Origin of the sequence: Lederbergia citri (assembly GCF_018343625.1) — a bacterium.
GTDB lineage: Bacteria > Bacillota > Bacilli > Bacillales > Bacillaceae_C > Lederbergia > Lederbergia citri.
Genome location: NZ_JAGYPG010000002.1, coordinates 571,109 through 592,128, shown reverse-complemented (window position 1 = coordinate 592,128; position 21,020 = coordinate 571,109). Strand labels below are relative to the sequence as shown.

Here is a 21,020-nt window from a genome sequence, read left to right as displayed (position 1 = left end):
AGTTTACTTCAGGGAGGAATGGATAAGCGTGAACATGAGAAAAGCGGTTATATTTTTCGGAACTTTATTTATTTTATTTGTACTATCTGCTTGTGGGAAAGGTCAAGCTACTGGAAATGCAAACGAACCAACGACTGATCCTGCACCGAAAGTAGAAGCTAAATCAACTACTTCTGATAAGCCGTTAATCGTTTATACGAACTCAAACAGTGATGGTAAAGCCGAATGGATTGTTGAAGAAGGTAAAAAAGCAGGTTTTAACATTGAAATTGTTGGAGCTGGTGGTGGTGACATCACGAACCGATTGATTTCAGAAAAGGCTAACCCGGTCGCAGATGTTGTTTTTGGTTTGAATCACATGTTTTTTGAACAATTAAAAGCAGAAGACGTTCTAATACCATTTGCTCCTAATTGGGCTGAAGAAATTGAAGCAGGAATTAATGATGAAGCTGATTACTATCATGGATTAGTGAAACAAGCACTAATTTTATCATATAATCCTGAATTTGTTGAAAAAGCAGATGTGCCTGACAGTTATCTTGAATTAGCTAACAATGAGAAATTCAAGGGCATTTTTCAAGCACGTGATGATTTAGGCTCTGCAACTGCAAAAGTTATCATAGCAAGTATTATTGCACAGTTTGAAGATCCAAACGGAGAATTAGGTATTTCTGCTAAAGGCTGGGAAACAGTTGAACGTTTTTATAAAAATGGGGTGCAAATTCCTGAAGGTGAAGACTTTTTTTCCATGTTTGCTTCAGGTGATGCTCCAATCGGGACGATGATTTCAGGTAATCTTGCTGTGAATCAAGAACAATATGGAACAGAGGCTGTTTTTATTCATCCGGAAGTAGGAACACCATTAGTTGTTGAGAGCGTAGGAATTGTGAAAGGTACAAAACAAGAAGAAGTTGCACAGAAATTTGTTGATTGGTTTGGTTCTGCTGAAACTCAAGGTGCTTTTGCTGAAAAATTTAATGCAATGCCTGTTAACAAGGGTGCACTAGACAAAGCGTCTGATTTCCAAAGACAAATATTTGATAGTGTCGTTCCACAAGATATCAACTGGTCATTTGTAACAGAAAATATCGATGATTGGGTAGAAAAATTAGAACTAGAAATCTTCTAATTTATTTGAATCGATGCATTACATAGCTTAATTATGAAATAAATATACGGATTGAAATAGGGTGAAGGCTTGCCTTTATTTCAATCCGTTTTAATTAAAACAGGTAGTTTGATAGAAGTTCTTAAGAAGGGGAAAGCAATGATGATTACATTTAAAGATATCACGATTAAATATAATGATTTTGTAGCAATAAAAAACTTGAACTTCCAGATCAATGATGGAGAGTTTTTCACCTTTTTAGGACCATCTGGCTGTGGGAAAACAACTACATTACGTGCATTAGTTGGTTTCGTTAACCCGACGACAGGACGAATTCTCATTAATGATGAAGATATTACAGATTTACCCACTGAAAAACGTGATATTAAAATGGTGTTTCAAAGCTATGCGCTTTTTCCAACAATGACGGTATATGAAAATATTGCTTTTGGACCTAAAGTAGACAAAGTGAATAAACATGAAATTAAACGAAGAGTACAAGAAATTGCCCAAAAGGTAGATTTGAAAGAGGAACAATTGAATAAAAAGGTTTCTGACTTATCAGGTGGACAGCAACAGCGTGTTGCGATTGCGCGGGCACTAATTACGAAGCCAAGCATTCTCGTATTAGACGAGCCTTTATCAAACTTAGATGCCCAACTTAGAGTTCAATTGCGTAACGAGTTGAAAAGTCTGCAAAAAAAGTTTGGAATTACGATGGTATATGTAACTCATGATCAGGAAGAAGCTTTAACTTTATCTGATCGAATTGCGGTATTTAATGATGGTGAAATTGAACAAATTGGAACACCAAAGGAGATTTATGAACAATCAGCTTGCAAATTCGTTTGTAATTTCGTAGGAGATAATAACAATATTTCACCATTGATTCATAAATATCCGCAAAAATTTAATCTCTTAAATTTAAAAGCTCATAAGGAATTTTATATTCGAATTGAGAAAGCGAAAATAATTTCGCCAGATGAAGATTATCAACTAACTGGTGAGGAAATATCGTTTGAAGGTGTTGTGGTTGAGTCTGAATACTATGGTATTTATACAAAATATTCGATAAAAGTTGAAGATATCTTAATCAGTTCCATCTTAATCAGAAATATTTCATCCGATACGCTTCAAAATCAGCAGGTTAGGGTGATCTTTAATCAAAGGGATATTCTACAGTACGTCTAGTAGAAGGGGAGTTGACAATGGATATTCTAAAAAGTCGGAGTTTCAAATTTAATCCAATCATCATAATATTATCCCTCTTGATTACATGGTTCGTTTTTGCATTCCTCGTTTATCCTAATATTAATACACTATATGAGACATTTTTTAGTACTGGCACGTTTTCACTTGAAACGGTCCAAAAACTTCTAAAGTCAGACCGTGCAGTCCGGAGTTTGATAAATAGTGTTGTCTTGGCTGTCGTTCTCGTCATTACTGTAAATATTGTTGGGGTATTTCTTGTCTTGAGCACACAATATTTCGATATTAAAGGCGCAAAAATATTAAAACTAAGTTATTTCACTACCTTAATCTATGGCGGTGTTGCCCTTAACTTAGGTTATAAATTGGTATACGGTAACAATAGCTTGCTCACAAAATTATTAATAGACATTTTTCCAAATTGGAACGCGAATTGGTTTAGTGGAATGTTTGCCGTTGTATTCGTCATGACCTTTGCATGTACATCTAATTATATTTTATTCTTATCAAGTGCGATCAGGAATATTGATAATCAGACGATTGAAGCGGCTAAGAATTTAGGAGCATCGCAAATGACGATTTTAAGAAAAGTCGTATTGCCAACCTTAAAACCAACGCTCTTTGCATTAACAATCCTTCTTTTTTTAGCAGGATTAAGTGCGACTTCAGCACCATTAGTGTTTGGTGGTTCAAAATTTCAAACAATTACCCCGATGATCTTAACGTTTGCTAATAGCTCTAGTTCAAAAAAATTAGCGACTGTACTTGCCTTGTTCTTAGGAATTCTAACCATTATTGTTTTGACTTTTATGTTGCGATCTGAGAAAAAAGGTAATTACATGTCAATCTCTAAAACAAAAACGAATTTGAAGAAACAGAAGATCAATAGTAAAACGGTTAATGTCATCGTACATGTTGTTGCGTATTTATTATTTATTATCTATACGATGCCAGTTCTAGCGATTATTATTTATTCTTTTACTGATTCTTTAGCTATTACATCCGGCGTTTTGACGTTTGAAAGCTTCACTCTTAATAATTATTTTCTCGCTTTTTCAAGCTTGGCAGCACTCAAACCATATATCATATCTTTAAGCTACGGGCTTTCATCATCTTTCCTAGTTGTTGTATTTTGCTTATTCTGTGCATACTTAATGAAAAAATATAACAATCGATTAACGAATGTACTAGATTACTTTTTAATGATTCCTTGGTTTCTACCGTCAACTTTAATTGCAGTAGGTTTAACGATGACATACAATGTGCAGCAAGGAATTGTGTTTAATCAAGTCTTAACTGGGACAATATGGATATTGCTTATTGGCTATATTATCGTCAATATTCCCTTTACATTACGCATTTCTAAATCAGCACTTTATGGTGTTAACAATGAAATTGAAGATGCTGCAAAAAATTTAGGTGCTAACTCTTTCTATACTTTTATTAAAGTAATTCTGCCAATCATTATTACTTCTATCATGGGTGTCTTTGCTTTAAATTTTATCGGTATTTTGCCAGATTATGATTTAACTGTTTTTCTCTATCATCCTCTATACGAGACATTAGGAATTTCGATTATGAAAGCAACAGGTAATTCTGCAGTGGCAGATACAAGAGCATTGAATTTGGTTTATACTGTTATTCTAATGATTATCAATACAACCATCTTAACGCTTGTATATGGTAGATTGGGCTTTAATAGAGGCGGTAAAGGTGTAAATTAGGTAGTTTAAAAACAGATGCTAATAGTAAAAGGCGAACAGTGTTAATGACACTCCTGTTCGCCTTTTATATTATTGACCCGGTAGAAATTTGTGGTTACAACGTTAAAGTAGGAAACCTTGAGTCAGTAGGGTATACTCTATTGAGATTGTGGAGGTTTAAACTTAAACTTTCTTACCGTCAGTTTTATAGAAGAATGAAATATGGAAATTACTCAGTCAAAAAAACAATCAAATTATTCATTACGTAGTAGAGAAAAGTGTGGAAAGAATGTGAAAGTGAAGAAGAGATTAGATTACTGATATAAGACAAGCTACTCTATGCGAATTAGCTAATCAAAAGCGTCTAACTTTTTCCACACGTCAATTTAAGCATCTTTCTCTGTAACCAATCTTATTCACCAACCGTCTAAAAAGAAAAAAGGGGACTATATAAAATGAAAATACTTCATTGGTTTATCAGCTTAGTGGTAATGACTTGTTTATTTTTAGCTATATCACCTTCTAAAGGTTTTGCATGCTCTTGTCTTCCGGTCGGGACTGTTCAGGAAGGGGTAGATGGTAGTACAGCTGTATTTTCAGGTAAAGTAATTGAGGTTGTCGATTCAAATAAAAATAAAAAAGTCCAATCCTCTGCCGATTTGATTGAGGTAAAATTTGAAGTGGATCAGTCGTGGAAAGGGAGTAATCAATCAGAATTGATTGTTTACACTGAAAGAGATTCAGCGAGCTGTGGTTTCGAATTTTCCTTAAATAAAGAGTACTTAGTGTATGCGAATGAAGTGGATGGGAAGCTTAGAGTATCTCTTTGTTCACGAACCGCTCCTTTGGCTGCGGCAACAGAAGATATAAATGAATTAGGAAAAGGTGAGAAGCCTTTAAAAGAATTCTCATCAGATAATGGTGTAAAAAAATCGGAGAAGCCAGCACAACAAGAAAATGATAGTCAGGTATACATTATTTTCACAGCATTAGGAATAGGCTTAGCAGTGGGTATGGTTGTTGGATTTATTATGAAGGGGAGAAAGAGGTAGAAATAATGTTATGCCAGTCTCGGCGTGTACATACGTTGGAGACTGGCATTTTTCATACTTAATACTATTACCCTTTCACACCACCTGCGGTAATCCCTTCAACTAAGTATTTTTGAAAAAACAAAAACATAATGAGTTGAGGAAGTATTGACGCCACTGACATGGCGAGCATTGGACCCCAGGCAGTTAACGAGGACGGATCGGAAAACATTTTTAATCCAAGTGCGACGGTGTATAATTTTGTATCATTTAAGTATATAAGCGGTGCCATGAAATCATCCCACGTCCAATAGAAGGAAAAAATGGCGACCGTTGCTATAGCTGGAGTGGTTAATGGCAAGATGATGCGCCAAAATATACCGAAGGTGCTGCATCCGTCAATATAGGCTGCTTCATCCAACTCTCTAGGGATTCCGCGAATAAATTGCACCATGAGAAAAATAAAGAAGGGTACGCCTCCAATGAATGCCGGCACGATTAAAGGCAAATACGTATTTACCCACCCTAGGTTATGAAAAAGTATATATTGAGGGATGAGTGTTACTTGTTGAGGCAACATAAGTGTTGCCAGCAAACAAATAAATAACGGTGTCCTAAAGCGAAACTTAATTCGTGCAAATCCAAAAGCAACTAATGTGGATGAAATGATCGTTCCGATGACAACCATGACGGTTACAATCGTTGAATTCGCGAAAAAGGTTGTAAATGATATATTTCCAAAGCCTTTCCAACCTTGAATGTAATTTTCCCACTTTAAAAAGGATGGGCTCAACGATGAGGCATTTCGAAAAATTTCGTTTTCTGGTTTTAAAGAACTTGCAATCGTCCAAAGGATAGGGTAGACCATCAAAAAGCCGAGCAACGCTATGACCACATGATACATATACATTTTGTATTTTCTACGAATCGCCATTTAGATTCATCCCCTCATTCAGATTCATAGTAAACCCAGCTTTTTGCTGTTTTAAAAATAAACATCGTGAAAATGGCACAAATAATTAATAAAATCCAGGCCAATGCTGACGCGTAGCCCATATTGAAATGGCCAAACGCTTTGTTATATAAATAAACAGCATAAAATAAAGTGCTATTTAACGGGCCACCTTGGGTAATTAAAAAGCTTTGTGTAAATGTCATAAAACCTTGAATCGTTTGCATGACTAGATTAAAGAAAATGACAGGTGAGAGCATTGGAATCGTAATTTTGAAAAATCTTATGAACGCATTAGCCCCGTCCACTGAAGCGGATTCATATAATTCATTCGGGATTGCTTTTAATCCTGCTAGGAAAATTAACATAGGTGAACCGAATTGCCATACAACTAATAGAATTAGTGTTGACAAGGCGTAATCTGGACTGGCAATCCAATTTGTCCCTTGAAATCCAAAAATGGAGAGGATATCATTGACAGCTCCATTTGTGCTGAATAATTGCTTCCATACGACGGCAACTGCAACACTACCGCCTAGAATGGAAGGGATATAATAAAGTGTTCGGTATATCCCTACTCCTCTGTAAGTGTTATTAAAAAGCATAGCGACAAATAAGGCAAAAGCTAATTTCAATGGAACGGAAGTAAAAACAAAAACGAATGTAACCTTGAGGGCTTTAATAAAAATGGGATCTTTCGTAAACATATTGATGTAATTTTGCAATCCTATCCATTTTGAAGGAGACAATAAATTATAATCAGTAAACGAAAAATATAAAGAGGCAATCATTGGCCCAATAATAAAACAGATAAAACCGAGTAGCCACGGTGAGATAAATGCGAAACCGACGAGATCCGTTATCAATTGTTTATTTTTTTTTACTGTTTTTTTCGTAAGACTAACACGTTGATCAAGCGAAACCCCTGTCCTTTCTTTCATCGTACACCTCCGTATAACATACAAACCATCTATCAATAGATGGCTTGTATAGTATTATTAATTATTTTTTGTTTTTCGCTAATATTTCAGTTGCTTTGTCCCTAAACGCTTTTGCTGCATCCTCTGGAGAAATTTGATTATAATAAATAGGATCTTCAATTTCTTTTGCAAAATAATCTTCTATTTCCGTCGCGCCTACTGGATCTGGCGGATCAATTTCTCGAGAATAATCCGCAACTAAATCAAGATAATCAAACATTTTTTTACCTGCATCCGATAAGTTATTCCGAAGATCTTCACGTACCTTTTCTGAAATGGGCACTCCTCGCTCCGCATCCAATATTCTGTTTGCTTCTAAATCATTTGTGAAAAAGTTGATAAATTTAGCTGCTTCTTGCGCTTGTTTTGAATGAATCGTGACAGATAAAAACTGGCCAGGTTTAATGTAGTGACCAAATTCTCCCCCTTCTAGCATTGGCTGGAGGATTAATTGCAATGGCCGTCCAGAGGCACTTTCCATCGCGATAATTTGGTTGCTATGAATGTCCATCTGCATCGCAGCTTGTTCCATGATAATCGGCATTTGTTCCACATTCGAGCCCGCACTCTTAAAGACTTCTGGTGGTGCAGCGGCACCAGACTTAATCATGTCTACTGTTATTTGTAAAAAGTCAGCTAATAATTGGTCATCCTCATATCCTAAACCTGTCCCGTCCTCATTAAATAACCAAAGTTTATGTTCGCGTAAATAATGTTTAAAGGCCATTATTCCGGCATTTGGATGCGTGCCGTATACTCCGTCTCCTAATTTATCGGATAGTTGCTGTCCGATTAATTTAAGGTCATCCCAAGTGTATCCTGGTTCAGGTATAGGAATTCCAGCTTTTTCAAATAACGCAGGATCAACTAAGACAGCGTGTGCATTTGCGCCAATATTAATGGCGAATAATTTATCGTCTATAATTCCGCCATTTAAATATTGGTCATCTACGTCATCGAGATTCAAAATGCCTGAGTCCACATACGGATTTAAATCGATTAATAACCCTTTATCGGAGTAGTCGGATAAAAATTTGTAATCCATTTGAATGATATCAGGTAAGTTTTTACCAGCAGCTTGAGTAGCTAACTTTTCCCAATAACCGTCCCACCCTGTAAATTCTGGGGATATTTTAATATTAGGATTTAGTTTTTCATAAAGTTCTATTACTTTTATCGTGCGATCATGCCGGTCCTGAGAACCCCACCAAGTCATTCTTAATTCAATTTTATCTTCAGCATCTTCTGCGTTTTTATTACCTCCATTAGTTGATTTACTGCACCCGGAAATCAGTCCTATAACTAATAAGAGAATAAGTGTTTTATAGATGAATCCTTTCATTCGAACGCCTCCAAATATCGTGATTTAAAAAAGCGCTTCCAATTTACAACGAAAAAGTCATATCTACAAAGCTTTTCCGAAATTCTTTGGGAGGGATTTTCTCGTATTGTTTAAACAATCGACTAAAATGTACCGCACTATTTAATCCGATTTTACAAGAGATTGAACTGATAGACAGTTCTGTTGATAATAATAGTTTCTTACCTTCTTCAATTCTTTTTTGGGCAATATATTTATTTATCGTAAATCCAGTAACTTCTTTGAAACAATGACTCATGTAATATTTGTTTAAATGGACTGTTTCAGCAATATGATCGAGTGTAAGATCCTTCATGAAATTCTCATTGATATATTTCAATATCCTCTGAGCGTGATTATTCTTTTGTTTGCATTGTAGATTAATACTGACCCCTTTCGATTTCCGATAGATTTTGATCAAAAGTTGACCTAGGTAGGATTCAATCATGGATTGATAGCCAACTTCTTCTTTTCTATTTTCCTCATTAATATTTGAGAAAATTTTTTCTACTTCAATCAGTTCTTCAATCGTCCATCTAATTAAGAATCCATTATTTAGCTCAAAAATGGTTTGTATGTTTTGATAGATATTATCGTCGATGATTTGCTTAATATAATCGAGGTGAAAATTAATATAACTGCGGATGTATGTACCGTTGCCAGGGTTGACTTTATGTGAATGCTCACCGTTAAAAATCAACATATCCCCCGGCTTTAGATCATAGATGAGGTTATTAATTAAATAAGTCGCATTCCCTTCGTGGAAAAAATAAATTTCATATCCTGAATGAGAATGCAAAGGCCAACGTTGTTTATTCGTATCTGCTCGATACTCAATTTTTATTTTTCCACTTGCCAGCAACTGATTCGTCTCAAGATCCACATAATACTCCATTGTCGAATCCATTTCGTATTTCACAACACCCTTTCTAGTAAAGTAATATACTATTTGTACCATACTAGCATGGAAAAGGGTGAGGTTTTTAACATATCTTGCTGAATGTTTAACAGTTCTTGCTTAAATGAAAATAGTTTTAATTAACTAATTTGTATATAAATCCGTTTTGGAAATTAAATAGGACTCATCTGAAAAATAAGCAGTTCAATGGAGGAGGTTATTAAAATACCCTCGCAAGATATGCTTATAACGGGTTATTTATATAAACATTTGAGATGTTTATATAAATTAATCACTGAAGTATTTTGAACAAATAAAAGTGCGGAGTTATGAAGTAAAAACATAACCCTGCACTTTATTTTTTTTGTAATGTTGATATTGTCCGCAATTTCGTTAAACCTCTGCATTACGAATGTACGTAGTGCATGTTAATTATTACCAACCGATTAATAAATTGTAAACGATGTTAACTTCTACTAAAAGATATGTAAATGTTCAGTTAATTTAAATTTTTTAATAAATAAATATGTTTCAATATGAGTAGCACATCAAAAGGAGGTAAAGCATGGGACAAATCGAGTTGATTGAAGTCTCGAAATCGTATGATAAGCAACATCACGTATTAAATGAAATCAATCTTTCCATTGAACAAGGAGAGTTTTTCGTTTTGGTTGGACCTTCTGGTTCAGGGAAGAGTACACTGCTTAGAATGATTGCAGGCCTTGAGGAAATTAGTGGTGGTACGTTAAGAATTAATAATCGAGCCGTCAATCACCTTCCGCCAAAGGATCGAAATTTATCGATGGTATTCCAAAATTATGCTTTATATCCGCATTTGACAGTCGAGCAAAATATTTTATTTGGTTTAAATGCAAAAAAGGTTGATAAACAGGAACAGAAAAAACGCTTAAATGAAACGGCCGATATGATGGGCTTAAGCGAATTATTGAAACGTAAACCGAAAGAACTTTCTGGAGGACAAAGGCAACGAGTTGCCTTGGCTCGAGCAGTCGTAAGTGAAGCGCCTCTTTGCTTAATGGATGAACCACTTTCTAATCTTGATGCAAAACTTCGTGCAAATATGAGAATGGAAATTCGACGTTTGCAACAAAGACTAGGACTAACCATGGTGTATGTGACCCACGACCAAGTTGAAGCGATGACGATGGGTGATCGAATAATGGTTTTGAATGATGGGAAAATCCAACAAATTGGTGCACCGATTACATTGTACAATGAGCCAGCCAATCTCTTTGTTGCTTCTTTTATAGGGTCGCCAAAGATGAATATGGGAAGCGCCATTATCGCAAATCAAAATATGATTATTGAACATACGCTCAGCATCCCAATCGATCCATCAAAAATGCCACAAATATTAAAAGATCGGCAATTTACAATTGGAATTAGAGCGGAGCATCTTCCTTATGGAACAAATGATGCTAACACACATGAAGTAGAAGTTATCAACGTGGAACAGTTAGGAAATGAAACATTAGTTACATTTGAGGTTGGGAGAGAGCTATGGACGGCAAAATGGCTTGGTCAATGGATGGTTCATGTTGGGGATAAGGTTCCGATCCAAATTTCTGCGGAATATTTTCATTTCTTTAACTCAGAATCTGGTTTATTAGTAAGGGCGGCCACTGCAGAAAAACAACAAGAGGTAATCGCCATATGAGTATGAATCATACAGCCGTTCAAACGAATGAATTAAGCTCGATTGATTTTCAACAAGTAAAAAAGATCCAAAGGATGAAAAGTTTTATTAAAGGAGTTTTATTCCTACTTCCTTCGATCGTCTTATTCAGTGTGTTTTTGTTCTATCCAATGATTCGAACCATTTATTTAAGCTTTTTCTTAACGAAAGCAAATGGGGAGACTACCGTATTTGTCGGCTTAGATAATTATATTAATATCTTTACTTCTCCTATTTTTTTACAAAGTATAAAATCAACTTTTTTATTTGTACTCTATACGGTTCCGCTCACGATCATTATTGGTTTATTTTTAGCCATTATTGCAAATGAAAAGGTGAGAGGTATCGGTTTTTTCCGCACCATATACGCTTCTACTATGGGGATATCTGTCGCAGCTGCATCTGTATTCTGGTTGTATTTATTTCATCCAACTATCGGGTTCTTAAATCAAATTCGAAAAGCGTTTGGCTTAGAAACGATCGGCTGGTTAACAGATCCGAAGTGGGCATTAATTGCGATAGCTGTCACAACCATTTGGATGAATCTTGGTTTTACGTTCTTGATTTTATTAGGTGGTCTACAATCGATCGATTCCTATCTGTATGAGAGTGCAAATATTGATGGGGCTGGTTATTTTTATAAGCTTAGACGAATCACGATTCCGATGCTATCACCAACTCTATTTTTTGTCATAACCGTCACCATCATTAACGCCTTTCAAACATTTGGGCAGATTGATATATTAACGCAAGGCGGGCCGCAAAATACATCCAATTTACTTGTATATTCGATCTATCGGGAGGCATTTACGAATTACAAATTTGGTTCAGCCAGTGCCCAAGCCATTGTGTTATTTATCATCATTCTAGTGATGACCATCTTGCAATTTAAGCTTGGTGAAAGGAAGGTTCATTACCAATGACCATGCCGATTGGCAAAAAAATCGCCTTATATTCCTTACTTGTATTAGCAAGCGTAATCGTCTTTGCACCCATGATGATGGCCTTTATCATGAGCTTCATGACGAATCAAGATATTATGACAGGTAGTTTACCGAAAGTCTTGTCTTTTGATAATTATATAAAAGCCTTTAACCAATTCCCTTTATTTCATTATTTATTTAATAGTTTCGTAGTTGCCATTGTCATTATGCTAGGGCAATTGTTGCTTTCTAGTTTAGCAGCTTATGCTTTTGTGTTTTTAGAGTTTAAAGGTCGAGATCTTCTATTTTACCTGTTTATCGCTACGATGATGGTTCCTTTTGAAGCATCGGTGATTCCAAACTTTCACACGATTAGAGACCTAGGATGGATTGATACATATCAAGGTCTATCTGTTCCTTTCTTTGCGATCGCATTTGGAACATTTTTATTGAGGCAGACTTTTAAGCAAATCCCGAAGGAATTGAAGGAAGCAAGCGAAGTTGCTGGAATTGGTGATTTCAAATTCTATTTCACGATTGTATTGCCAGTAGCGAAGACTAGTTTAGTAACATTAGGAGTTTATGGATTTTTAACATCTTGGAATATGTACTTATGGCCGTTGCTTGCAACAACAAATGATAAAGTACGCACTGTCCAAATTGGCTTGAAACAATTACAGACTCAGGAGCAATTAAATGACTGGGGCGGCATCATGGCTGGTGCGATTATCGTTGTGATTCCAACTTTAATCCTATTATTCCTTGGACAAAACAAGTTGCAAAGAGGCTTAACTGAAGGTGCTTTGAAATAAGATAAACTTTCTTCAAGACTATTGATTTCCTATCCGCCATTGCGGAAATATTTTTCATATAAAAGGAGAGTATGAAAACATGAAAAAGATATTGGGCTTACCGTTTCTTATGCTGATGTTAGTATTTGTTATGGCGGCATGCAGTTCTGGAGAAGCTGCTTCTCAGGCGGAAATGGGACAAGGAAGTTCAACAAATCAAGAGTCAGAGAAAAAAGAAGAAAACAAACAAAAGCAAGTAGTAACATTTTGGCATTCGATGGGAGGGAAGGGACAGGAAGCATTGAATGCGATCGTTGAAAGCTATAATAGTTCTCAAGATGCCGTCCAAGTAAAGGCAGAGTATCAAGGAAAATATGATGAATCATTAGCAAAGTTCCATAGTGTTGCTGGTACGGATAGTGCACCAACAATGATTCAGGTGTTTGAAATTGGAACGATGTCGATGATTAACAGTGGATTTATTAAACCAATACAAGAATTTATTGATGCAGAAGGATATGACATGGGGCATCTAGAAGAAAACATTGTCAACTATTATAAAATTGATGATCAATTTTATTCCATGCCATTTAACTCATCTACACCTGTCATGTACTACAATAAAGATGCGTTCAAAGCAGCTGGCTTAGATCCTGAAGCACCACCAAAAACGTTTGAAGAAGTAGAAGAAGCGAGTAAAGCCATTGTAAAATCCAATCCGAAAATGAAGGGTTTTGCCTTACAAGCTTATGGATGGTTATTCGAACAATTATTAGCAAATCAAGGTGCTTTATTAATGAACAATGATAATGGACGTACCGATTCGCCAACAAAAATTGGCTTTACGGATGATCAAGGAAAATCAATTTTTAATTGGGTAAAACGAATGATTGATGATAAGACTTTTGCCAATTATGGTACAAATGAAGACAACATGGTTGCAGGCTTTTTAGCTGGTGATGTATCTATGTTTTTACAATCATCTGCAAGTTCAAGAGATGTCATTGACAATGCACCTTTTGAAGTAGGGATTGCTTACTTGCCTCATCCTGGAAGTGTAGAACGTCAAGGGGTAGTCATTGGTGGCGCTAGTTTATGGATGGTGGATGACAAATCAAATGAAGAACAACAAGCAGCATGGGATTTCATGAAGTATGTACAATCTCCTGCTATACAAGCTCAGTGGCATGTAGGAACTGGATATTTTGCTATAAACCCTGCAGCGTATGATGAGCAAGTAGTGAAAGATGCTCATGAAAAAATGCCGCAATTACAAGTAACGGTCGATCAACTTCAATCAACAAAATCGTCTTATGCTACACAAGGTGCTGTGATGGATATGATTCCTGAAGAAAGAAAAATAATTGAAACAGCACTTGAAACCGTCTATAACGGCGGGGATGTAGATGAAGCATATAATACAGCTGTCAAACAACTAAATAGTGCAATTGAACAAGCAAATGCAGCTAGAGGAAAATAAATGAACTTTTTCAAACGCTAATTAGGTGTCACCAATCGAATAGGCAGGCAAGAGCATAGTAAGATACCCCCCACCTTTTAAGCTCTTGCCTTGCTTATACATTATGTGGGATGCTCCTTTAAATATGAGAACTAAATTCTTTATTCTACTAAAAAAGGAAGTGTTAATATGGCAGAGACTAAAATTTATGGTCATCGAGGCTGTATGGGGATATATCCCGAAAATACAATGCTAGGTTTCAAGAAAGCCATTGAGCAAGGTGTGGATGGGCTTGAATTAGATGTTCATATGACGAAAGATGGGGAAATTGTTGTCATCCATGATGTAAATCTAGATAGAACAACTGATGGAACGGGATACATTAGAAACTTAAGCTTGGCAGAGATTAAGGAGGTTAGTGCTGGAATTAAGTTTTCTCATTTTCTTCATTACAATGAATCCGTTTGGAACTTAGAACGTGTACCCACATTGCAGGAAGTACTGGAATTACTCGCACCTTATGATATCGAACTGAACATCGAATTAAAGACATATCTTATTAATTATGAGGGCATTGAAGAAAAAGTATTGAATGTAGTAAAACAATATGGGAAAAATCGAAATGTCATTTATTCTTCTTTTCATTTACCAACTTTGCTTCGTATTAAAAAAATTGATCCATCCGCCAAAATCGCAATGCTACTAGATCATCAAATTACCCATCCTAATGATTATATGGAAACGTTTAATTTGGAAGCATTACATGTATCAAAACGAATCACCATTATGGCAAATCATTATTTGAAAGACTTGAAAGGAAATATTCGGGTATGGACGGTAAATGATCCTCTTGAAATAAACGAACTTTTCGATATAGGTGTGAATACCATTATATCAGACTTTCCGGAAAGAGCTTTGATGATTAAAAATGCGCGGAGAATTTATGCTTAAAAAGAGCAGGTAAAATAATATCAAACACTGGTGCCCTTCGTGATCGGAATATTCGATACAAAGGGCATCAATCCGTGTATAGGTGACTTACACAACGAAAAAACCCTCGATGAACAACCTCCAACCAGGGTATTGAGACCTAAAGCAATGGAAAAATCCTCGATGAACGACCTCAAACCAGTTATTGAGACCTTAAGCAAAGCAAATATCCTCGATGAACGACTTCAAACCAGTTATTCAGACCTTAAGCAAACCAAAAATCCACGTTGAACGACTTCAAACCAGTTATTGAGACCTTAAGCAAAACAAAAATCCTCGTTGAACGACTCAAACCAGGTATTGAGACCTTAAGCAATGAAAAAAATTGACAATATCCAAAAATGTATCTGAAGAATTAAGATTGCGGAATCTAAAAAAGTAACTACTCATAAGGGTAAAGGGTTCCGTTTTGAGGTGCATCTTGCTTAAATGACAAAGGAATTGACACTGCAATTGGCAGAGGTCGATTCCTTTTTACATCAAGGTTCTTTTAACTTTTTATAGAGAATTGACATCAGAAATGACATAATAAATTTAAAGGACAATGATTGTTGTACACTTGAAATTTGTTGTATATTAATGTGTCAATTGAGTTGTCAATTCGACTGTCATTTTGTTGAGTTTTTATAAAAATACATAAAGCTTTATTGAACTAATGGTTCAAATTAGTTTAATAAGCACTAATACAAATATAGAGGTTTAAATTATGAAAAACAAAAATATCAATCTTAAATGTTCTCTTGATCCAAAACAGATAGATGATCGTCTAAAATATAATCCAGGGACTGTTGAACTGCAATTATTTGAAAATGATATTTACTCTCCCGAAAAAATTATCAATAGTATTCAGTTACTTAACGAAAATAATGTTAAGGTATTTCTTCATCATCCGATGAAAGTTAATGGAAAATTCTTAGATGTATTAAGTGAGGATCCAGAAGTGTTTGAGTTTTATCGATCGTCGTGTGAGTTGTTAAACGAGATTTGCCATTCTGAAGACATTTATTGTGTGGTTCATCCCCACTATGAAAAGTGCGAAAGTGGAATGCTGGATACATTAAATCAAGAATTAATTCTTGAACGATCAAATTTTTTAAGGGAAGCTGTTCAAAAGGTACGTCTCACTACATATGATCGATTTCTCTGGGAAAATGCTCCGAGAGGGGTTTTCTCCAGTGCAAATCGTTACTGGCTATCTCATATTGTAAAACCCTTAAATCTACCTATTTGCTATGATATTAGCCATTCTTTTATGTCTTTCAAAGGAGACAACCCAAAATTAGAACAAAATCTTATTGAGGCTTTTCCTTTTACTCGGCATTACCACGTCGTAGATAGTGCTGGAACAGAAGTTCACGATGCTATGTCTTTGGGTTTTGGTGGCATAGATTGGTCAAGGTTAAAACCATACATTATTCAAAGGGATTTTATTTTTGAGATTGATTTACCATATTATGAGGACTGTACGCCAATGATTGACAGCCGTAATTTCTTTGAATTAATAAAATAGTTCAAAGGATGCTTTAGTTGAAGACAGTTTGAGTGTCAATTGAGACATAAATAGCGTGAAAATGGCTTGTCAAACTGATGTCAGTTTACAAGCCATTTTTATTGCCATTTATATGATATGCACCTCAAAACGGAACCCTTTATCATAAGGGAAAGTTGCTTTTTTAGTTGGATAGATGTTTTTTCCCATGAGAGGAATTGCGTCGGAAATAGTGAACTTCGTGTGTATTTGGTAAAGATTCCTCCAGAAATTGATGATGCTAAGCTAATTGGTAATGTTCGGATGGTTATAGTGTGCTCAATCGATCATTAGTAAAATAACAACGCATGGTAAATTTTGATTCGGATTGGGATAATTCGTCATTATTCCATTTAGGTATGGTTGTTGAGGCGCCAGATCTTGCAGGTTTTTTAATCCGTTCATACGATATTTTAGCTTCGTTTGCTATAATACTTGGTGAGGAAACAGAGTCTGTACACTTTAAGCAACAAGCCGATCAATTATTTTTATTATTAATGGAACGGCTACATGATGAGGAAGGCTTTTTTGGCCGCTATGGAAAAAATGCGGACCCGATTCAAGCGCGTTCCAGCTTAATTTTAAAATTGCCCATCATGATAGGCTATCATTTAGAGGAAAATGTGAAGCAGCGGCTTGTTCGTGATTTAGAGGAACATTTTGAAGCAAATTACGGACTCGCAACGGAGAGGATTGATAGCCCGTATTATAAAGAAAATGGCTACTGGCTCGGTCCAATTTGGGCACCTGTTACGTATTTATTTATAGATTCGTTAGCGTCCTTTGGCTTTGAGGAAATGGCGAAACGCCTGCGAGATAAATTTTTGCAAGTGACATTAGTAGGCGGAATGGCTGAAAACTTCGACCCGATTACTGGAGAAGGCTTAGTTGATACGTCATTTGCATGGACGTCAAGTGTGTTTTTACTATTTTTACATGAAAAAATTACGGAGGCTTAAATGAAAAAATATCTTGGGGAGATCGCACTTTTAATTACGGCGATTATTTGGGGAAGTGGATTCGTTGCAAGTGCTGTTGCACTAGATCATTATAGTCCCTATCAAATGATGGCCATTCGCTTTTTGGTCGGCGGCGTAATATTATCAGCTTTCTTTTTTAAGAAGCTGAAACAGTTAAATCGTCGTATAGTGCTAAAAGGCATTTTCCTTGGAACGATCCTTTATATCGCCTTTGCATTGCAAACGGTGGGGCTACAATTTACAACACCATCGAAAAATGCTTTTTTAACGGCGGTAAATGTCGTGATCGTTCCTTTTATCGGATATGTGTTATATAAAAAACGCTTAGATCGTTTTGAATTAGTTGGAGCTTTTTTGGCGATGACGGGTGTAGGATTGCTGTCCTTGCAGGATTCCTTTAAAATTAATATTGGGGATACGTTATCATTATTATGCGCGATAGCATTCGCTTTCCATATTTTTTATACTGCCAAATATGTAAAGAATGAAGACCCGATTTTACTAACACTAATACAACTATTGACAGCAGCTGTGATTGGCATCATCGTTGTTATTTTCAAAGGTGAAGGTACGATGGCAATAGACGGCGAAGCTCTTTTACCTGTCTTATATCTTGGAATTTTCTCAACGACGATTGCTTTTTTATTGCAAACCTCTGCTCAGAAATATATTTCGGAAACAAAAGCAGCTATTTTTCTTTCGACTGAATCACTGTTTGGAATGATATTCTCGGTGATTATACTCAATGAAATCGTCACGACGAAAATGGTGCTTGGGGCCGTCATTATTCTATTTGCCATTATTTTATCAGAAACGAAGTTAGGCTTAACGAAGCTGAAAGTTCCATTAGGTAATTCATAAATATTAGTTTATTGAGTTGGGGGATGGCAGATGGCGACGATTAAAGATATTGCAAGACGAGCACAGGTTTCCATTACGACGGTATCACGTGTTCTTAATTATGATGAAACCTTAAATGTGACACCTGAAACGAGAAAAAAGGTGTTCGAAGCTGCTGAAGATTTAAATTATAAAATGCCTGTGAAGCAAAATAAGAAAAACAGTCGGGTTATCGGCTTTTATCAATCCTACTCTTTAGAAGAAGAACTTGCGGACACCTATTATTTGGCCACAAGGGTAGCGATTGAAAAGAAGATCAAGAGTGAAGGAATGGAGCTTTATAAAGTCAATAAAGAAGCTTCCAAGGAAAAACTCAAAAAGTTGGACGGTCTAATCTGTCTCGGTATGTTTAATAAAGCTGATATAGAATTTTTTAAACAGATTGACAAGCCATGTGTCATCGTGGATTCCAATCCAGATGAGCATTTTGATTCAGTTGGCATCGATTTTAATTCGGCGACGAAAAAAGCACTGGATCATTTGTACGGATTAGGTCATCGTAAAATTGCCTTTATTGGAGGCAGCGATAATGATATGTACGGGAATCGCTTCAAAGATTTAAGGCAGGATGTATTTGAAAAATATTTAATCGAACGTGGTATTTTTAATGAGATGTTTGTAAAAATCGGCGGTTATCATCCTGAAGACGGTTATAGCTTATTAAAAGAGCTTTTGCAGAATGAAGATAAACCAACGGCGTTATTCGTTGCAAATGATACCATTGCGGTTGGCTGCTATAAGGCTGCGTATGAATTTGGGCTTAAAATACCTGAAGATCTAAGCATTGTTGGATTTAACGATATTGCCTCCGCGCAATTTATGGTTCCGCCGCTTACAACCATCAAACTTTACACTGAAATTATGGGTGAAACTGCTTACGAAGTGTTAATGGAACGGATTAATACAAAGCGAGATATATCGAAGGTTGTTATGATTAATACCAAACTCATTGAAAGAGAAAGTACTGCTAAGTTGAAAAAGAGTTAATAACGATAGGGCTCCAAAAAGTTTAGTATCTGACTTTTTGGAGCCCTTTTTAGGATAGAAGTATTTACGTAATTTGCCTGTTCATGACAATAGCTGGTGTAAGGTCACAAATTGACATACTAAACACCTTACCAATTCGAATGTTGTTATTTGCCGTAATATGGTTAAAGTATACCAAAAGTCAAAAAAGAAATACCTGTTCAATAACTAAGAGTCGCTGAACAAATATTCCTAGAAATAGAAAAAAGGACCTGGTGTCCTTTTTTGAATTTTATCTTCAATTATTAGGCCAGCAGCAAAACAAACACAATTACTTTATAGTTATTACGTCTTGTGGTAAAACACTTTCCTGTAGCCACTTTTTAATCATTTGATTAAAATAATTAGGGTTCAGCAAGGATATTCCGTGACCAGCGTTAGGTATAATTATTCCTGTACAATTCGAATTGTTCGAAACTATATCTATAGCTGATTTTTTCATTATTGCTTTTTCTTTTTCACCAACAGTAACTAATATTTTGCCCTTTGCTTTATTAAAATCGTCAGGTATATTAAATGACATATTTTCTTTTAATATTCTAATAAGTGTATCTGATTTCATTTGAGAACTTTCCTTATAATAGGTGTCAAAATATTCCTCACCAACATAAAGTGTTTTTGATTGAAGTTTTGAAAAATATCTATTACTAATTAACGGGAAAGTCAATTTTATAGCAGGTCTAATCATTTTTTTGACAATCGCATTGGGTCTTACTAATGCACTATTTATGACAGCATTATTAATTAAATTCGTATTCATACTCAGCATTTGAATAGCTACTTGTGCACCCAATGAAAATCCAATAACGATTACTGTTTTACCGTTTGCTATTTTTTCTATTAATTCAATAATCTTTTCTGCACTTTTTCGAATTGAAAAGTGTTCAATATGATTACTTTTCCCTTGTTCAGGTAAATCAATTGTAACGCAATGATAGTCAATGAAATATCGAATTTGTTTATCCCACATCCAACTACTAACTCCACCACCGTGTAAAAATACCATTAATGGAGCATTCTCATCCCCATATTCTTGATAATATAATTCCAAACAATTCACCTATCTTTATATTGATTTATCTTTTCAAACCCCAATATCATTATACCAGAGATACCAAAAAGTTCCTTTTTTAAAAATGAAACAACACCGCCAAAGGCAGTGCTAATGATGTTCTATTTGAATGTTATTAGAGGTGTTAAATATTATGTTAATTGCTGGTTTGCACCTCTGAAGAGAACCCGTTATGTTTTAATATAGTTCTTTTAAAAAATTTATAAATTCTTCACATGATGCAATTCGTTCTTCTTGTTCGACATTTACTAAATAACATGAAAAAATGAGCACTTTATTTCAGATTTCTTCAATGATTAATGTGAGAAAGGGTAACTGGAATAATGTGCTCACTTAAACCATATGAATAAAAATTATTCGTCGATTCCTGTTTCTAGTTAATAAATCACATTCGAAACAAGATGATTGCACCTG

The 21,020-nt window shown here is 35.5% G+C and carries 18 protein-coding genes; 13 read left to right on the top strand and 5 right to left on the bottom strand.

Annotated elements, in window-relative coordinates; all coding sequences use genetic code 11:
• The first annotated feature begins 34 nt into the window (after positions 1–34).
• The 4 genes from KHA97_RS11525 to KHA97_RS11510 all read left to right on the top strand — a co-directional run bounded on the left by KHA97_RS11525 (position 35) and on the right by KHA97_RS11510 (position 5,072).
• On the top strand, positions 35–1,129 hold the full coding sequence (locus KHA97_RS11525; RefSeq protein ID WP_233713537.1) for an extracellular solute-binding protein: 1,095 nt from the start codon (positions 35–37) through the stop codon (positions 1,127–1,129).
• Positions 1,130–1,270: 141 nt separating this feature from the next.
• The gene (locus KHA97_RS11520) at positions 1,271–2,299 is read left to right on the top strand and encodes an ABC transporter ATP-binding protein (RefSeq protein WP_213124887.1); all 1,029 of its coding nucleotides are present in this window, start codon (positions 1,271–1,273) and stop codon (positions 2,297–2,299) included.
• A 17-nt stretch (positions 2,300–2,316) separates the two neighbouring features.
• Positions 2,317–4,041, top strand: a complete 1,725-nt coding sequence (locus tag KHA97_RS11515) for an ABC transporter permease (protein ID WP_213124886.1) — start codon at positions 2,317–2,319, stop codon at positions 4,039–4,041.
• A 434-nt stretch (positions 4,042–4,475) separates the two neighbouring features.
• The gene (locus KHA97_RS11510; RefSeq protein WP_213124885.1) at positions 4,476–5,072 is read left to right on the top strand and encodes a hypothetical protein; all 597 of its coding nucleotides are present in this window, start codon (positions 4,476–4,478) and stop codon (positions 5,070–5,072) included.
• A gap of 67 nt (positions 5,073–5,139) precedes the next feature.
• Here KHA97_RS11510 and KHA97_RS11505 read toward each other — a convergent pair whose 3' ends face one another.
• From KHA97_RS11505 to KHA97_RS11490, 4 genes are all read right to left on the bottom strand, one after another.
• Positions 5,140–5,985, bottom strand: a complete 846-nt coding sequence (locus tag KHA97_RS11505; RefSeq protein WP_213124884.1) for a carbohydrate ABC transporter permease — start codon at positions 5,983–5,985, stop codon at positions 5,140–5,142.
• Positions 5,986–5,999: 14 nt separating this feature from the next.
• Complete coding sequence (locus tag KHA97_RS11500) at positions 6,000–6,944, bottom strand: carbohydrate ABC transporter permease (protein WP_213124883.1); 945 nt, start codon at positions 6,942–6,944, stop codon at positions 6,000–6,002.
• Between the two features lie 61 nt (positions 6,945–7,005).
• Positions 7,006–8,325 (bottom strand): ABC transporter substrate-binding protein, encoded by a 1,320-nt coding sequence (locus tag KHA97_RS11495; protein WP_213124882.1) that lies wholly within the window; start codon positions 8,323–8,325, stop codon positions 7,006–7,008.
• Between the two features lie 43 nt (positions 8,326–8,368).
• Positions 8,369–9,262 (bottom strand): AraC family transcriptional regulator, encoded by an 894-nt coding sequence (locus KHA97_RS11490; RefSeq protein WP_213124881.1) that lies wholly within the window; start codon positions 9,260–9,262, stop codon positions 8,369–8,371.
• A gap of 544 nt (positions 9,263–9,806) precedes the next feature.
• Between KHA97_RS11490 and KHA97_RS11485 the strand changes: the two genes are divergently transcribed.
• From KHA97_RS11485 to KHA97_RS11445, 9 genes are all read left to right on the top strand, one after another.
• The gene (locus tag KHA97_RS11485; RefSeq protein ID WP_213124880.1) at positions 9,807–10,919 is read left to right on the top strand and encodes an ABC transporter ATP-binding protein; all 1,113 of its coding nucleotides are present in this window, start codon (positions 9,807–9,809) and stop codon (positions 10,917–10,919) included.
• Between the two features lie 74 nt (positions 10,920–10,993).
• Positions 10,994–11,860: a carbohydrate ABC transporter permease gene (locus KHA97_RS11480; protein ID WP_407658035.1), complete on the top strand. Its 867-nt coding sequence runs from the start codon at positions 10,994–10,996 to the stop codon at positions 11,858–11,860.
• Positions 11,857–12,672: a carbohydrate ABC transporter permease gene (locus KHA97_RS11475; protein WP_213124879.1), complete on the top strand. Its 816-nt coding sequence runs from the start codon at positions 11,857–11,859 to the stop codon at positions 12,670–12,672. The genes KHA97_RS11480 and KHA97_RS11475 overlap by 4 nt, the downstream gene beginning before the upstream one ends.
• A gap of 79 nt (positions 12,673–12,751) precedes the next feature.
• A complete protein-coding gene (locus KHA97_RS11470) occupies positions 12,752–14,131 on the top strand; it encodes an ABC transporter substrate-binding protein (protein ID WP_213124878.1) in 1,380 nt (459 codons plus the stop codon).
• A gap of 168 nt (positions 14,132–14,299) precedes the next feature.
• Positions 14,300–15,061 (top strand): glycerophosphodiester phosphodiesterase, encoded by a 762-nt coding sequence (locus tag KHA97_RS11465; protein ID WP_213124877.1) that lies wholly within the window; start codon positions 14,300–14,302, stop codon positions 15,059–15,061.
• 745 nt (positions 15,062–15,806) lie between these two features.
• Complete coding sequence (locus KHA97_RS11460) at positions 15,807–16,610, top strand: TIM barrel protein (protein ID WP_213124876.1); 804 nt, start codon at positions 15,807–15,809, stop codon at positions 16,608–16,610.
• A 326-nt stretch (positions 16,611–16,936) separates the two neighbouring features.
• On the top strand, positions 16,937–17,587 hold the full coding sequence (locus tag KHA97_RS11455; protein WP_213124875.1) for an MGH1-like glycoside hydrolase domain-containing protein: 651 nt from the start codon (positions 16,937–16,939) through the stop codon (positions 17,585–17,587).
• The gene (locus tag KHA97_RS11450; RefSeq protein ID WP_213124874.1) at positions 17,588–18,469 is read left to right on the top strand and encodes a DMT family transporter; all 882 of its coding nucleotides are present in this window, start codon (positions 17,588–17,590) and stop codon (positions 18,467–18,469) included. It begins immediately after the preceding gene.
• A 30-nt stretch (positions 18,470–18,499) separates the two neighbouring features.
• Positions 18,500–19,495 (top strand): LacI family DNA-binding transcriptional regulator, encoded by a 996-nt coding sequence (locus KHA97_RS11445; protein WP_213124873.1) that lies wholly within the window; start codon positions 18,500–18,502, stop codon positions 19,493–19,495.
• Positions 19,496–19,805: 310 nt separating this feature from the next.
• On the opposite strand, the gene KHA97_RS11440 is transcribed toward KHA97_RS11445, so the two are convergent.
• Positions 19,806–20,585, bottom strand: a complete 780-nt coding sequence (locus tag KHA97_RS11440; RefSeq protein WP_213124872.1) for an alpha/beta fold hydrolase — start codon at positions 20,583–20,585, stop codon at positions 19,806–19,808.
• Between the last annotated feature and the right edge of the window lie 435 nt (positions 20,586–21,020).